Annotated in this window: 16 protein-coding genes; 5 read left to right on the top strand and 11 right to left on the bottom strand. The window is 37.8% G+C overall.

Translation table 11 applies throughout. The annotated features are described in order from the left end of the window. From RT445_RS16785 to RT445_RS16765, 5 genes are all read right to left on the bottom strand, one after another. Nucleotides 1-263, bottom strand: a 263-nt coding sequence (locus tag RT445_RS16785; protein WP_313471034.1) for an ATP-binding cassette domain-containing protein, incomplete at its 3' end; no start/stop codon positions are given. A gap of 212 nt (nt 264-475) precedes the next feature. Continuing rightward, nucleotides 476-952 (bottom strand): glutathione peroxidase, encoded by a 477-nt coding sequence (locus RT445_RS16780; RefSeq protein WP_274795240.1) that lies wholly within the window; start codon nt 950-952, stop codon nt 476-478. A gap of 14 nt (nt 953-966) precedes the next feature. Next, nucleotides 967-2,301, bottom strand: a complete 1,335-nt coding sequence (locus RT445_RS16775; RefSeq protein WP_274795239.1) for an FAD-dependent oxidoreductase — start codon at nt 2,299-2,301, stop codon at nt 967-969. 13 nt (nt 2,302-2,314) lie between these two features. Continuing rightward, the gene (locus RT445_RS16770; protein ID WP_312507205.1) at nt 2,315-3,460 is read right to left on the bottom strand and encodes a VanZ family protein; all 1,146 of its coding nucleotides are present in this window, start codon (nt 3,458-3,460) and stop codon (nt 2,315-2,317) included. 157 nt (nt 3,461-3,617) lie between these two features. Beyond that, a complete protein-coding gene (locus tag RT445_RS16765; protein WP_274795236.1) occupies nt 3,618-3,905 on the bottom strand; it encodes a DUF6509 family protein in 288 nt (95 codons plus the stop codon). A 156-nt stretch (nt 3,906-4,061) separates the two neighbouring features. On the opposite strand from RT445_RS16765, the gene RT445_RS16760 reads away from it, so the two are divergent. After that, nucleotides 4,062-5,252: an alanyl-tRNA editing protein gene (locus tag RT445_RS16760; RefSeq protein ID WP_274795235.1), complete on the top strand. Its 1,191-nt coding sequence runs from the start codon at nt 4,062-4,064 to the stop codon at nt 5,250-5,252. A gap of 36 nt (nt 5,253-5,288) precedes the next feature. Here RT445_RS16760 and RT445_RS16755 read toward each other — a convergent pair whose 3' ends face one another. Further along, nucleotides 5,289-7,298, bottom strand: coding sequence for a methyl-accepting chemotaxis protein (locus RT445_RS16755; protein ID WP_313471032.1), 2,010 nt, complete (start codon nt 7,296-7,298; stop codon nt 5,289-5,291). A 313-nt stretch (nt 7,299-7,611) separates the two neighbouring features. On the opposite strand from RT445_RS16755, the gene RT445_RS16750 reads away from it, so the two are divergent. Genes RT445_RS16750 through tatC form a run of 4 tightly spaced genes read left to right on the top strand, consistent with a single transcriptional unit; the run spans nt 7,612 to nt 11,178 of the window. Continuing rightward, complete coding sequence (locus tag RT445_RS16750) at nt 7,612-8,361, top strand: gluconate 2-dehydrogenase subunit 3 family protein (protein WP_274795232.1); 750 nt, start codon at nt 7,612-7,614, stop codon at nt 8,359-8,361. 12 nt (nt 8,362-8,373) lie between these two features. Next, nucleotides 8,374-10,086: a GMC family oxidoreductase gene (locus RT445_RS16745; RefSeq protein ID WP_274795231.1), complete on the top strand. Its 1,713-nt coding sequence runs from the start codon at nt 8,374-8,376 to the stop codon at nt 10,084-10,086. 28 nt (nt 10,087-10,114) lie between these two features. Then, entirely contained in the window at nt 10,115-10,318 is a 204-nt protein-coding gene (gene tatA / locus RT445_RS16740; protein WP_036122204.1) for a twin-arginine translocase TatA/TatE family subunit, read from the top strand. An 11-nt stretch (nt 10,319-10,329) separates the two neighbouring features. Next, entirely contained in the window at nt 10,330-11,178 is an 849-nt protein-coding gene (gene tatC, locus RT445_RS16735) for a twin-arginine translocase subunit TatC (RefSeq protein WP_312507203.1), read from the top strand. A 14-nt stretch (nt 11,179-11,192) separates the two neighbouring features. Here the strand turns inward: tatC and RT445_RS16730 are convergent, their stop codons facing one another. The 5 genes from RT445_RS16730 to RT445_RS16710 all read right to left on the bottom strand — a co-directional run bounded on the left by RT445_RS16730 (nt 11,193) and on the right by RT445_RS16710 (nt 15,338). Then, on the bottom strand, nt 11,193-12,008 hold the full coding sequence (locus RT445_RS16730) for a metallophosphoesterase (RefSeq protein ID WP_274795229.1): 816 nt from the start codon (nt 12,006-12,008) through the stop codon (nt 11,193-11,195). 305 nt (nt 12,009-12,313) lie between these two features. After that, nucleotides 12,314-13,036, bottom strand: a complete 723-nt coding sequence (locus RT445_RS16725; RefSeq protein WP_312507202.1) for an amino acid ABC transporter ATP-binding protein — start codon at nt 13,034-13,036, stop codon at nt 12,314-12,316. Next, nucleotides 13,029-13,688 (bottom strand): amino acid ABC transporter permease, encoded by a 660-nt coding sequence (locus RT445_RS16720; protein ID WP_036125759.1) that lies wholly within the window; start codon nt 13,686-13,688, stop codon nt 13,029-13,031. Before RT445_RS16720 ends, RT445_RS16725 begins: the two co-directional genes overlap by 8 nt. 172 nt (nt 13,689-13,860) lie before the next feature. After that, entirely contained in the window at nt 13,861-14,655 is a 795-nt protein-coding gene (locus RT445_RS16715; protein ID WP_312507201.1) for a transporter substrate-binding domain-containing protein, read from the bottom strand. A gap of 323 nt (nt 14,656-14,978) precedes the next feature. Further along, nucleotides 14,979-15,338 carry a Na+/H+ antiporter subunit G gene (locus tag RT445_RS16710; RefSeq protein WP_274795227.1) on the bottom strand — a complete coding sequence of 120 codons (360 nt, stop codon included), beginning with the start codon at nt 15,336-15,338 and terminating at the stop codon, nt 14,979-14,981. Nucleotides 15,339-15,386: the final 48 nt, after the last annotated feature.

Raw genomic sequence — 15,386 nt, 5'->3', positions numbered from 1 at the left:
AAGTTATCACGACGAAAATCTGCTAATTCAGCGTCCTTCATACGTGCTAAATTGGTATCCCCAATAATAATTTCACCATTTGTTGGCGTATCAATCGTTGCTAATACATTCAAAAGCGTAGATTTCCCAGCCCCTGAAGGACCCATTACTCCAACAAACTCTCCTTTTTCTACTTCAAATGATATATTCGATAGCGCTGTAAAAGTATTTGCGCCTTTGCCGTAAGTTTTTCCAACGTTTTGTACCTTTAATAATGGCGTCATATACGCTCACCTCTTCTTTCTGACTTTAGTATACGACCCCAAACTTACAAGAAATTTGTCACAAGCTTACAACAACCTTAAATCATTAGCTTTATAAATTACTACCAATGTAAATTATCTAGAATTCTATCCACACATCCACGAAGGTCCCCTTTTCCTCAATCAAAATAAAAAAAGGATTCATACACAAACTGTGCATGAACCCTGTTCATCTATTGCTGTAAAACCTTTTGAATATCATCCTCAAAGCTACCTGGCTTATCTGCCGGTGCGTAGCGTCCAACAACCTCACCATGACGATTTACGAGGAATTTTGTAAAGTTCCATTTAACATTACTACCTAAAAATCCTTTGGAATGGGAAGTCAGATAATCGAATATAGGATGGGCTTCTTTACCGTTCACCTTGACAATCTCGTGCATCGGGAACGTCACACCATACGTCAGTCGACATTGAGAAGCCGCCTCCTCAGCAGTCGCTAGCTCTTGTTTAAATTGGTTCGATGGGAAACCAAGGACTACAAGACCTTGCTCCTGATATTTCTCATAGAGACCTTCTAATTCTTCAAATTGCGGTGTAAAGCCACATTTAGAAGCTGTGTTGACAATAAGCATAGGCTTTCCTTTATAACGTTCTAGGCTATAGATAGTACCATCCTCTAAAGTTACGTTAATATCATAAATGTCCATCTTTCTACCTCCCATTATAAACGTCCATTCATTCTTGCCACCTGCTGTAAAGGATCCCATACACCGTTGAAAGGCGGTGCATAGGCTAAGTCTAAATCAAGCAAATCTGGTAATGTCATTTTACTATACAATGCTGTAGCAAAAACATCGATACGCTTATCAATTCCTGCTGGCCCTACTATTTGCGCTCCCAATAGCAGCTGATCTCGTTTTCGCACAATAACTTTTATATACATGCGCTGCGCACCTGGATAATAGCCTGCGATATGTCGAGCAGATAATTTATATGCCTCGTAGTCGAAGCCAAGCTCTTTAGCCGTGCGCTCATTAATACCTGTTGTAGCAATTGTTAAATTGAAAAACTTTAAGATCGAAGTTCCTACAATTCCTCTAAATGGCGCACATTTGCCTGACATATTAAGTCCAGCTAAACGCCCTTGCTTATTAGCAGTTGTTCCTAATGGTACATAGTCTAAACGCTCTTTGACAATATTAAAATGGGTTGCACAATCTCCTGCAGCATAAATATTTTCTATAGAGGTTTCTAAATGACGATTTACAATAATTGCTCCATTTTTGGCTAGTGCTATCCCAGTACCCTGTAAAAATTGTGTATTTGGTTTAATGCCTGAAGCGACAATAACTAAATCTGTCTCTAAAACGCCGTTATCTGTAATGACACGTTCAACACGTTTATTCCCTTCGAATGCTTCCACACTTATATTTAATAATAGCTCCACACCATTCTTTTTTGCTTCTTCATGAACATGTTGGGCAAGCTCTTCATCTAAAGTGCGTGCTACATGGCTTCCACGTTGAACTAGTTTTACCTTTTTACCGCAGGCATGTAGTGTTTCTGCCATTTCTAACCCAATATAGCCACCACCGATAATAGTTACCTGTTGAATAGCAGGCGTTAAATCAGCCATTAAGTCTTCTAATTGTGGAATCGTTTTTACTGTGTGGATACCCTCTAAATCAGACCCCTTTTTCACTGGCATAACTGGACTTGCCCCTGTTGCAATCAGAAGCTTATCATAAGGAATTTCAAATGCTTCACCACTTGCTTGTGTACCTGTAATAATTTTCTTCTCTACATCTACATTTTCTACCTCATAGCCCACTCTTGCATCAATGCCATACTTATCACGGAAAGTCTCGACATCTCTTGCAATTAAACGATTAGTTGAAGAAATACGACCATCTACAACATAGGGCAAACCACATTGCCCATACGAATAAATAAAGCCACGCTCTAAAGTGGTAATTTCTGCCCCCGGTACATTACGATAGATTTCCATTGCTGCAGACATACCTGCAGCATCTCCCCCGATGATGACGTATTTCATTCTACAAGCCCCCTTATTTTTTCCTTGTTGCCATTAAATCTGCGTATTGATCGATATATAAACGTCGTTTTCCACCACTTACAATGACGCGTAGTACATGGATGGCTATAATCATTGTTAGTATAAAACCTGCTGTTGCTGCAAAGAGAGAAATGATAATTTGCAGAACATAAAATGGTGAATCGATATTTAATTGAATACCACCAATCGTTGTAATGGCCTCAAATAGACAAGCCGAAGCAATAATGGCAACACAGCGACGCCACGATTGCCTTACAATACTTTTTCCATTCTTATTAACCATTGTAAAACGCATTACCTTCATACCGAGTGTTGCACCATCTAGCATGCTTGGCATCACACCAAAAAGTAACATGTACAGCGTTATTTTTACTAAAAACTCAAAAGTTCCATTATATCCTGTCAGAGCACCAATCATGAGCCAAATCATTTGTGCAATGCATAAATCAATAACGAGTGCCAGCAAAATAGAAATAGGTTTAACAATATCTCTTTTTTCCATTTCAGCCGCTTTAGCCTCAACTTCTTCATGAGAAGGGAATAATGCCCATACAATTGGTGCTAAAAAGAACCCCAGTAACGCGCCTACACTGTTTAGTAATAAATCATCAACATCAAAGAGACGGTAGGCACAATTAAAAATGCCATAAATACCTGTTCTTTGAGTGATCTCATAAAACAATGTTAGCAAAAAGCTAATGATAAATGCACGTTTCCAGTACCTTCTTTCTTTAAGAAAATATCGTAAGTATACGCCAAATGGCATCAGTAATAAAAAATTAAAGAAAGCTTGATAAAATGCCTGCTGTTTTGTGATTGCAAGCCATGTAGACGGATTTGTCACGACAACTCCACTGTCCTTTAAAATATCTTCAACAAATTGGAATAATCGTAAATTGGAATGAATGGTATCTGCAGGCTGCAGTGAGCATGTATCTCTTGTAGATGGAAATGGTAGTAATACTAAACATAGTGCGGATAAAAAGTAAAAGATAAATGACAACATAATAATAGTTTTAGACATCGATAAGTAACCATATTTGCGATACGTATAAATTAGCCATGGAATGAAAAGTACAAATGATAAAATAATAGTAATAAAAAATGCTATGAAAATGGATTCTGTGTAAGTTGACATATAAGCACCTCGCTATTTAAGTTGCCCGATTTCCTGAACGCTAAAACTAAGTTTAGACATCTAATACAACATATATATTTCAGCAAGCTTACATAATCCTTAACTCCAGAAAAAAACAGGTAAAGAATATTACTCTCTACCTGTCCCTGCAATATTTTTATGCTTTTGCCATTTCTTCCTTACAGAATGTTAAAATTTCCTCTAGCTCTTCATCCTCTAATGCGAAATCTAAATATTCACCCTCTGCTTTTTCCATGATGAAATAGTTTAAAATAAATGGCTCCTCGCCCTTCTCACCAATCAGTACACGAATTTCTATACCCGCTTCGTGATATAGCTCATCATCCTCATCGATTTCTACATCTAAAATAAATTCGTAACGCTTACCTTCAATAATATTTGTTGGGTCTAAAATTTCTTCCATTGAGAATTGTGTAATTTCCATTATGCTAGCTCCTTTATCTTTAGCTGTTCCTTTCTATATTAAATCAATTTCAGCATGGGTCAACTAGAAAAGCCGTATACACCTGTAAGTAATTATGCCACAATAAAATGGAAATAATTTAGAGACTAAAATATCTACATAAAGGAGGCTTTTTTTTTGAAAGAGCTATTATATTACCAAGACGTTATGTTACGTGAGTTTGAAGCTACGATTGTCAGTAAGGGGACTGATGAAGTTGGTCGTCATTATGTTGTGCTATCTAATACTGCATTCTATCCAACAGGTGGTGGACAACCTCATGACACAGGTACATTGGATGCTATTGAGGTCTTAGATGTCGAGAAAATTAACGATGAGATTCGTCATTATATTCAAGGTGACCCGTCGACTTTAGACGGTGTCGTCCATGGCAAATTAAATTGGGCTAGACGATTTGATCATATGCAGCAGCATGCTGGTCAACATATTTTAACAGCTGCATTTGTTGAACTTTTCAATGCACAGACTGTAAGTTTTCACCTAGGAAGTGAGCATGTCACGATAGATATTGCTACCGATACACTAACAGAACAACAGTTAGCAGCAGCGGAAGCAAGAGCAAATGATATCATTTTAGAAAACCGTCCAATTCAAACGACTTGGATTACAGAAAATGAGCTTGCCAACTATAATCTTCGCAAAGAAGTCGCTGTGACAGGAGATATTCGGCTTGTAATCATCCCTGATTTTGACTATAACGGCTGTGGTGGAACACATCCTGTATCTACTGGGCAAGTTACTGCCATTAAAATTCTTGGCACCGAGAAAATGAAGGGCAATGTACGCGTCTCTTTTGTTTGTGGGCAACGTGTCTTATCCGAGCTTGCTATGCGTAAAGAGGTTTTAGCTGATGTAGCTCGTCAATTAAGTGTACCAGAGGTCGAAGCTGCTACAGCACTTTCTAAAATTCTAGTCTCTCAAAAAAATACTGAAAAAGCACTTGCTGCCGCAAAAGAGGAATTACTAGCGTACGAAGTAAAAGCACTTGTTGCTGGGAACGAGGATGTAGTTGCAGCAGCCTTTAACCAACGAACAATGCAGGAATTGCAAAAAATAGCTCGTATTATTGTCATCGATAATCCAGATGTTACGGCCCTTCTTGCTTCAGAAAATGAAGGCAAATTGCAGTTCGTAGCAGCAAAAGGGAAAAATGTTGCAAAAAGCATGAAAGTCATTGCCGAAAAAGTACTACCACTTATTAATGGTAAGGGTGGCGGAAGTGACCAAATGGTACAAGGCGGTGGAGAATGTACAATTTCTAAAGAAGAGCTACTAGAAGTATTGCAAAACGCTGAATCCCACTATTAAAAAGTGGAGCTGTCACCAGCGACAGCTCCTACTTCTTTAATATTTAAATTTTTGAATGGCTCCATATAAACGTTTTGCCATTTCTGATAACTTCTCGGTTTGATTATTCATCGTTGTGACTGTTTTTATCTGTTCCGTTGTGGAAGCTGTTACCTCATGCACATAGTCACTAGCCGCATGTGCTGTAGCTGCCATTTCTTCCATAGAGGCTGAAACTTCTTCAGTATTTGCAGACATTTGTTCAGCTGAAGCATTCATTTCTTCAATTTGGCCTGCTATTTCTCCAACTGCTCGTATCATTTCCTCGAAGCGATTTCCTACTGCCTCGATTGAAGCTAATCCACGTTCCACGTTATGTTCACCAGATTCTGCAGCCTTTACTACTTCTAATGTGTAGGATTGAACTCGTTGAATTAACACATTAATTTTAGTAGCAGATTCTGCTGTTTGCTCTGATAGCTTACGAACTTCATCGGCAACAACAGCAAAACCTTTACCAGCCTCTCCTGCACGAGCAGCCTCAATAGAAGCATTTAGTGCCAATAAATTGGTTTGATCAGAAATATCGGTAATCATTTTAGAAATTAAGCTAATTTCCTCTGACTCCTTTTCTAGTTTGTGAATAATGGTTAGCTCAGCTGTCGTACCTTGCTGAATCTCACTCATACGACAAATAGATTGCTGCACTGCATCGTTACTTTCACTAATTTTCTGGGAAATAAATTCTGTATTAGAAGCAATTGTTGAAGCAACTTCCGCAACATTTTGTATGCCAAGCGCCATTTGTTCCATAGCTGAGGCACTTTCTTCTGCCATAGAGGTTTGACTCTGTGCCCCTCTGTCTACTTCACTAATTGCACCAGCTATTTGCTCAGAATGTTTTGTGACTGCAATTACATCTCCCATTAAATCACATGAGGCATCGTTCACTGCGGTCGCTTCATGGCTCACTTTCGCTATCATTTCTCGCATATTATCAGTCATGCGATTTAATGCACGTGACATTGTCCCCATTTCATCAATTCGTTTCAAATATTTCTCAGGAATCTCTTGTGTAAAGTCACCTTCTGATAAGCCTTCACTTATACGCAGCACGTGACGGAGTGGTCTACTGACAGAACGCGAAATAGCAAAAGAAATGAAAAGGCCCAGTATCGAAACAATAATGGTTGTGACAATAAAGTTCGTCTTTAGCTTAGATAGTCCTGTAAACATCTCGTTTTCTAAAGCAATAACTCCCATTTTCCAACCGTTATTAAGCGTATGGAAGCCCATTAAGCTTGTTCCTGTATCTTCTGTTTTAAACGAAAAGTAGCCGCTTTTATTAGCAATCATTTCTTTTGCAGCTAATGCTCTGCCTGTCATGACACCCGTTTCCTCGGCTTCTTCGATGGGATTGTTCTGCTCCTTCACATAGGTATGATTATTATGACCAATGATAGTCCCTTTGGCATCGAGCATAAATGCATATCCATTGTCTCCAACTTTAATGCCCTCTACAATATTGGATAAATAATAGCCATCAATACGAGCTAATAATAAAGCTTGCTCGCCTGTGACAGTATTAATTGGTGAAACGATTAAAATGACTGGTTCACCCGTTACACGGCTAATTGTTATGTCAGACATAACTGACTTACCTGTAAAGCCTTCTTTTACATAATCACGATCACCTAATTCTGCGGTTGTATCATCTAAATAATGGGCAACCCCATCTGCTTTAATAATGCCAAATCCTAAATAATTTTCATTATTAGCAAGACGCTTTGACAAATATTGTTTTTGTTTTGCAAAGTCCATACTACGAACTGCCTCTTGCTCAGCAATTGCCTCAACTTCTACCAATGTTAGCTGGAAGTGTTCTTCTATGTATTTTGAAACATCCTCTGCTCTGGATACCAAATTGGATTCCACTTGTTCATTCATTGCCTTCGTACTATTTATCCAGGTGGATAGACCAAGCGTACCACATGTTACAAACACAAGCGCTATGATCGCAACGACTAATTTACCACCAATACCTTTTATCCACATTCCTTTTATCACACTACTTCCACTTTTAGCTATACTATTTCGCTTATTTATAACTACAGAGTAAAGTCACCAAAAGTAGAAGTCAACAAAAGTTTTCCATTTTGATTAATAAATGTATAATAATACCATTTATACTATTGATATAGTGCTAACCATTTTCTACAAATTTTCAACTTATAGGACAAAACTCGCTTTAGAAAGACAGAATATATTGCACTGTTGGATGAAATTAAAACTTTTTCCAACAAAAATTGATTATAATCCACATTTTTTGCTGATTATTAAAGATAGAATCAGTTTAAAACATTTTGAGGGGAGGATTTCCATGAGTTCAGACAAAAACAATGTTTCGCGTCGAGACTTTTTGAAAACAACAGGTATTGCTGCTGGTACATTAGTCGGTGGTGGATTAATAGGAGGGCTAGTAGGTTACAACATCCATGGTAAAGGAACTTCTACTCTGGAGCATGGTGGGCATGGAACAACAAATGAGGCTACTGGTTCACCAAAGGCTAAGATGTTTTTTAGAAATGAAAGAGATTTTAGTATCTTATCAAATGCTACAGAACGCATCTTCCCAGAAGATGATTTAGGGCCAGGTGCTATAGGCTTGGATGTTCCCTATTTTATCGATCATCAACTTGCAGGTAATTATGGAAGTAACTCTAAAGAGTATATGCAAGGGCCATTTGACGTAGGTGCCCCTACACAAGGTTATCAAAGTCGCCTAACAAGAGCAGAGATTTTTAGACAGGGCATTCAAACGATGGAGGATGAAGCTCAAAAGCGATATAAAAAAAGCTTTAATGATTTAGATGGAAAACAAATGGATGAAATTTTAACAGCCTTTCAAAAGGGTGACATAGAAATGGTCGGAGTTACATCTGCATTCTTCTTTACACTCTTACGCGCGGCTACTTTAGAGGGTGCCTATTCCGATCCAATGTATGGAGGAAATCGTAATATGGATGGCTGGCGTATGAAGGGCTTCCCTGGCCACCAAATGGCTTATATTACACAAATAGAAGATACAAAGTTCCAAAAAATTGAGCCTAATCCATTAGGCAACCATTAAGGGGGTTAGAATATGGCTAAAACATTGCCGAGTGTAGACGTTGTAACAGTTGGTGTAGGTTGGACAGGTGGTATCGTTGCTGCTGAATGTGCCAAAGCTGGCCTAAAGGTGGTCGGTTTAGAGCGCGGACAAAAGCGTGGTACCGAAGATTATTTAAATGTTCATGATGAATACCGCTATGCCATACGATATGATTTAATGCAAAATTTATCCAAAGAGACGGTAAGCTTCCGTAATGATCGTAATATGAAGGCTTTGCCAATGCGCCAGCTAGGCTCCTTTTTACTTGGAGAAGGCCTAGGTGGATCAAGTACCCATTGGAATGGAATGACTTTCCGTTTCTTACCCTATGATTTTCAAATCAAAACGCTAACAGATAAACGTTATGGGCCAAACAAACTCGGTCCGGATTACCTCATTCAAGATTGGGGTTTAACATATGATCAGCTTGAACCTTATATGGATAAGTTTGAAAAAACCGCTGGTATTTCAGGGGATGACAAAAACACATTTAGTGGTAAACGTTCAAATCCTTATCCAACAGGTCCTATGAAAAAAACACCTATGCTTACGCAATTTGAAAAAGCTGCAAAAAACTTAAAGCTAACACCTTATATGGTGCCATCCGCCAACTTATCAGAGGTTTATAAAAATCCTGATGGTGAAACAATCAATGCTTGTCAATATTGTGGTTTTTGCGAACGCTTTGGTTGCGAATATGGTGCCAAATCTTCTGCAGAAGTTACGGTTGTTCCTACCGCTTTAAAGACAGGTAATTTTGATTTACGCTACAACTCGAATGTTGTCGAAATCTTAAAGCAAGGCAATAAGGCTACTGGTGTAAGATATATAGATACCGTGTCTGGAGAAGAATTCATTCAGCCCGCTAATGCTGTTGTCTTAACTAGTTATGTCTTTAATAATGCCAAGCTATTAATGGTCTCTAACATTGGAGAAAGATACGATCCTACTACTGGCAAAGGTACACTTGGTAGAAACTATTGCTATCAAATTTTACCTGGTGCTGCTGGATTCTTTGATGAACAATACAATACGTTTATGGGAGCAGGTTCTTTAGGTGTGTGTCTAGATGACTACAATGGGGATAATTTTGATCATAGTGATTTAGATTTTATTCATGGAGGAAATCTTGCCCTTACTCAGACAGGTGCCCGTCCAATTGGCTCAAATCCGACACCACCAGATACACCTACTTGGGGACCAGAATTTAAAAAGCAATCTATTTATTACTATACACGCTCCTTCGGGATTGGTGCACAGGGAGCATCTATGCCACATAAAGAAAATTATCTATCTCTGGATCCAACCTACAAGGATGCTTATGGCTTACCGTTAGTACAATTGACATACAACTTTACAGATCAGGATCGTGCGCTTCATAAATATATTTCTGCACGTGCAGCTGACATTATGAAAGAAATGGGCGCTAAAACGATTGTTCCAAATGCTGAAATTAAGGATTACAATATCGTACCTTACCAAACAACGCATAACACGGGTGGAACAGTGATGAGTTTAACTCCAGAACAAGGCGTCGTGAATAATTATCTACAACACTGGGATGTTGATAATCTTTTCGCAGTGAGTGCTGGTAACTTTGCACATAATAGTGGGTACAATCCAACAGGCACATTAGGAGCACTTGCATACCGCTGTGCGGAAGGGGTTATAAAATATAGTCAATCTGGCGGTTCTTTAGTGTAAATACCTTAATTTAAAGGAGGCAAGACTTATGGGAGGTCTTGGAGCAATTGGAGTACCTGGATTAATCATTATTTTGGTCATTGTGTTAATTGTATTTGGTCCAAAAAAATTGCCCGAAATTGGTGGAGCAGTTGGTAAAACGTTTGCAGAATTTAAAAAGTCCACTAAGGGGCTTATAGACGATGATGATGATTCAGTGAAAAAGGTCGAAAAAAAATCTGATGCTTCGTAGGAGGGTTTCCTATGGATCCATATGAAGATGGAAAAAGAAAATATTTAAGCCCTCTCGATAAACCAAAAACTGAGCCTCCCCCACCAGTGGAGGCTTTAGTTGAAATGCCAACGGTAGTAGTTGAGGAGCAGGAGCATGTAGCAGATGAACCACTTATACCTGTTAATTCCCTATTTGAACATCTTTCTGAGCTACGTAAGCAAATTATAAAAGGTTTAACTGTTTTTATTTTATTTTTTATTGTGGTTTTCTCTACTATCAATATTTGGTTTCCCTTTGTAACTCGAGGCCATTCTCTCATTATATTAGGACCCCTTGAGGTCGTTAAATTTTATATGACTATTTCAACTACTTTAGCATTTGGTCTTTCTATGCCTTTTCTCGTTCATTTTTTGTGGAGTTTTATAAAACCAGGGTTAAAGGAAGAGGAAAGCCGCTTTCTAGGTCTCTATGCACCAATTATGCTAGTCCTTTTCTTATTAGGAATAGCTTTCGGTTACTTTGTTGTAAACCCGCTAAGTTACTCGTTTTTAGTGAGCATAGGAGCAACTAATTTCGATGTCATGGTATCAGCGAGTGAATATATGCATTTTTTAATCATGACCACAGTACCACTTGGCTTATTATTTGAGTTACCGATTGTCGCCCTTTTCTTATCAGCCATTGGTGTACTAACTGCTGAATCCATGAAAAAAATAAGAGGTTGGTCTTACATCGCAATGGGCGTAGGTTCTGCTGTTATCACGCCACCTGATTTCATTAGTCAGCTCCTTGTGTTAATACCGATGATTATTTTGTATGAAATAAGCATATACCTTGTCAAACGTATAGAACGTAAACAAATTGAAAGCACTGCGTAAATTGAACGCAGTGCTTATTTTTTCTTTAAATCCATCACAATAATTTCTGGAAGATTCAAAATGCGATAGGGTACAGAGCTATTGCCTAATCCACGGCTAACTACCATCTTAGTGGATGCAGCTTCGTAGACACCAGCCGTATATTTTGGAAACAGCCCCTGACCTGGTGCAACTAGACCACCAAGCCCAGGAATACGAACTTGCCCACCATGCGCATGTCCCGAAAAGACTAAATCTATGTGATAATTTACATACGTATGAAATACTTCTGGTCGATGCGCTAGTAACAGCTTAAACATGTCATCTGGTAAATAAGCTGTTGCAATGTCCAGCATGTCTTCTGTTGGTCTACCCATTAACGGATCCTCAATTCCAACAATCGCCAAACGCTCCCCGTCGCGCTCTAAAACAGTCGATTCATTGGCCATTATATGTACCCCTAACGATGACAGCGCCTCATAAATTTCATTCACCTTATTCGTCGCTACTTCATGATTTCCCAGTACATAATAAACATCCGTTATTGCAACTAGTCCTTTCACTGCCTGAAGGCTTTGTTCTAAATCATAGCGATTGCTATCAATAACATCACCCGTAATAAAAATATAGTCAGGATTCGTAGCCTTAACCTTAGCAATCAATTTTTTTTGGTTGTCGCCAAAGAGGGCATCGTGTAAATCTGATACTTGTACTATGCGTAGCCCATCAAAGCTAGCAGGCACTTTTTCCGATTCGAACACATGCTTACTTACAACGAGCCAGTGATTGTTTACGTACAAAAAAATGACTATAAAAACGACAAAGAAAATACCATATAATAATTTTTTCAATCGCAATCGCTCACTTTGTGGCTACTTTTTTCAGAAAAAAACTCTGACTTCTCTATTATAAGCAAAAAACAGAGTGATTGTAAGTATATGCACCGAAATTACAAAGAATGATTGGGATAAGCTATCCTACCGAAAGTGAGAGAAGATCTTCAATACTAATTCACTAGATTATAAGCATAGTTTTTTAAAATATAGTCTCTATAAATCCTTTCCTATTTGTAGGAACTGAAATTTTCCCTATTCCTTTTAATAAAAAAACACATTTAGCACTCGATTAGGTAGGAGAGCTAAATGCGTTTCGTTATTTATAAAACCTTCTCTAAGAAATCCTTCGCACGCTGTGTTGATGGGGCTGTGAAAAACTGTTCGGGTGATGCGTCCTCAATAAGCTTGCCGCCATCAAGGAAGAGAATACGATCAGCAACCTCACGAGCAAAGCCCATTTCATGCGTCACAATGAGCATGGTCATACCAGTATCTGCAAGACTTTTCATAACATCCAATACCTCTTTAACCATTTCTGGGTCAAGCGCTGATGTAGGCTCATCAAATAATATGACTTTAGGGTCCATCGCTAGTGCACGTGCAATAGCAACACGTTGCTTTTGTCCCCCAGATAAGCGATTTGGATATTCGTGACGCTTCTCAAAAAGACCAACTTTTTTTAGTAACTCCTCAGCCATTTTCACTGCAGCAGCCTTGTCCATTCCTTTAACATTGATTGGAGCATACGTTAAATTTTCGAGCACTGTTTTATGAGGGAAAAGATGAAAATGCTGAAATACCATCCCTACTTCTTCCCGTATTTTCATAATATTAGTCCCTTTATCTGTAAGGACATCACCTGCAATCATTACCTTTCCACTTGTAGGAGTTTCCAACAAGTTTAAGCAGCGAAGAAAGGTCGATTTACCTGATCCAGAAGGTCCAATAATCGCAATTACTTCTTTTTCCTTAATTACAGTTGAAATACCTTTTAATACTTCATTCTGTCCATACGATTTGTGTAAATCCTCAATTTTAATCACTTTTTCTCATTCCTTTCTCAATTCGTTTACCAAGGAACGTTAAAACAAGCGTCATGAGATAATAGATGACCCCTGCAAAAAGTAATGGCTCAAGATAACGATATGTTGAACCCCCTACAATATAGGCGCGACGCATAATATCTAATGCACTAATAACTGTTACAACAGCTGTTTCTTTATTTAATGTAATAAATTCATTCACTAAAGATGGTAAAATATTTTTTACTGCTTGTGGAATAATAATATCCTTCATCATTTTTGCATATGGAATACCAAGAGCTTGTGCTGCTTCCATTTGCCCTTTATCCACTGCATTAATACCGGCACGGATAATTTCCGAAATATAAGCACCCGAGTTTAGACCAAACGCAATAATGGCTGTTGGTATAGGTTCAATTTGAATATCTAATAATTGTGGTACTGCATAATAAATAATTAATAATTGTAATACAAGTGGTGTACCACGGAAAATCGACGTATAGAAATCTGCAAACCAACGTAAAACATTGACCTTTCCAATTTTACATAATGCTAAAAGTATACCTACAATAAAACCGATGATGGATGCACCTATTGCAATTTGAAGTGTAACACCTATCCCTTTTAAAATATAAGGAATAGAGGGAACAATCGCCGTAAAATCTAAATTCACAGCGCTCCCTCCTTTCTTTTTCAACTTAATACAGCTTTTATTTTTTGCACCGAATGCACAATCTCACGTACAGAAACTTCATAAATAAATCTAGACGAGGTTATGCCGAGGCGGAATTGATAAAAAGAAAAGCACAAGCGATAGCCCAAATAGGAGCTATCGCATGCTTTAATTATTCAACTTTTTCTAACCATTTTTCTTCTAGCTCTTGAATTTTGCCTTCATCAGCTAGTTCTTTTAATGCTTTATTAATTTTATCTTTTAAATCGCTTCCTTTTGGAACCGCGATCGCTTTGAAATCTTCTGGTTGTTCTTCTACAGGAAAGGCTTCTAATTGATCATTTGTTTTTAAATAACCTTTCGCAACGCCACCCTCTAAAATACCTGCGTCTAAGCGTTTAGACATCATATCTTGAATAATCTCAGGAATACGTGTACGTCCTTCTACTGATACATCTACTTTTTTCGCGATTTCATTACCTAAATTTTCTTGAATAGATGCTGTTTGGACACCAATTTTTTTACCAGCCAAATCAGCCTCTTTTTTAATACCGCTATCCTTTTTAACAATGATTACTTGCTCTGTTTCATTGTATTTATCAGAGAAATCAACCACTTTTTCACGTTCTGGGTTCGGCGTCATACCAGAAATAACGACATCAATTTTTCCTGCCTGTAGCGCTGGTACTAAACTATTGAAGTCCATATCTTGCACTTGCATATCAACGCCTATTTTTTCGCCAACTAACTTGATTAAATCAATATCAAAGCCAATAATTTCTTCGCCTTTCGCTGCGTCCACATATTCAAATGGTGCATAGTCAGCTGATGTACCAACTTTTAATACCTGCTTGTCCTCTGTATTATTATTTGATCCTGCATTGCTAGCATTATTATCTTTACTGCCACATGCTGCAAGTACACCTATTACAAGTACAAGCATTAACAAGAATAACTTGTTCTTCATCATTTATACTCTCCTTTTATTTATAATTTATTGTGTATGAGAATACATTTCTCGAAAATAGTCGATTGGATATTTATTCATGTTAAAGAATAAAAAATCTATCTGCTAATTAAGATATACTCTTTTGAAATAATAATCAAGACAAACTAAAAAAAATTTAGTGAAATATTATATACATAATTTTCAGATAAGTAAATTTATTTATTTTTCATAAAGGCTTTACTATACTATTTTCCGAAAGCTCGAATATTATCCATCGTTCGGTAAGTAAAAAATTAAAATTTCGAGTTAATAAAAAAGACCCCCATATGGAGGTCCAGCGCTTATTTTTCTTCTTTAAATAGCTTAGCTTTTAGCTTATCCTCTCCAGAGCCTTCTGCTAATGGAACGCGAGAACGGTAGGCGGCCCGACAAATTAAATGTCCTGCGACGGGAGCTGTCACAAAGACGAATAGAATACCTAAAATTAAACGTACACTGACAAAGCCATCATGCACCCAAAAGTAAATAAATGCACCTAATAGGCATGTTAATACTGATAACGTGGAGCTTTTGGTAGCAGCATGTGATCGTGTATAGACATCTGGTAAGCGAATCATACCAAATGCACTAATCATACTCACAATTGAACCTATAAGAATAAGGATGACTGCTGCCCACTCAATCATTTGATTTACGTTCAACAATCACACCTCTTTCTATATATTTTGTAAAGGCAATTGTTCCAATAA

Origin of the sequence: Lysinibacillus sp., assembly GCF_032093475.1 — a bacterium.
Classification (GTDB): Bacteria; Bacillota; Bacilli; order Bacillales_A; family Planococcaceae; genus Lysinibacillus; species Lysinibacillus irui.
The sequence above is the reverse complement of the archived record's forward strand: the minus strand, read 5'-3'. Positions and strand labels throughout refer to the sequence as shown.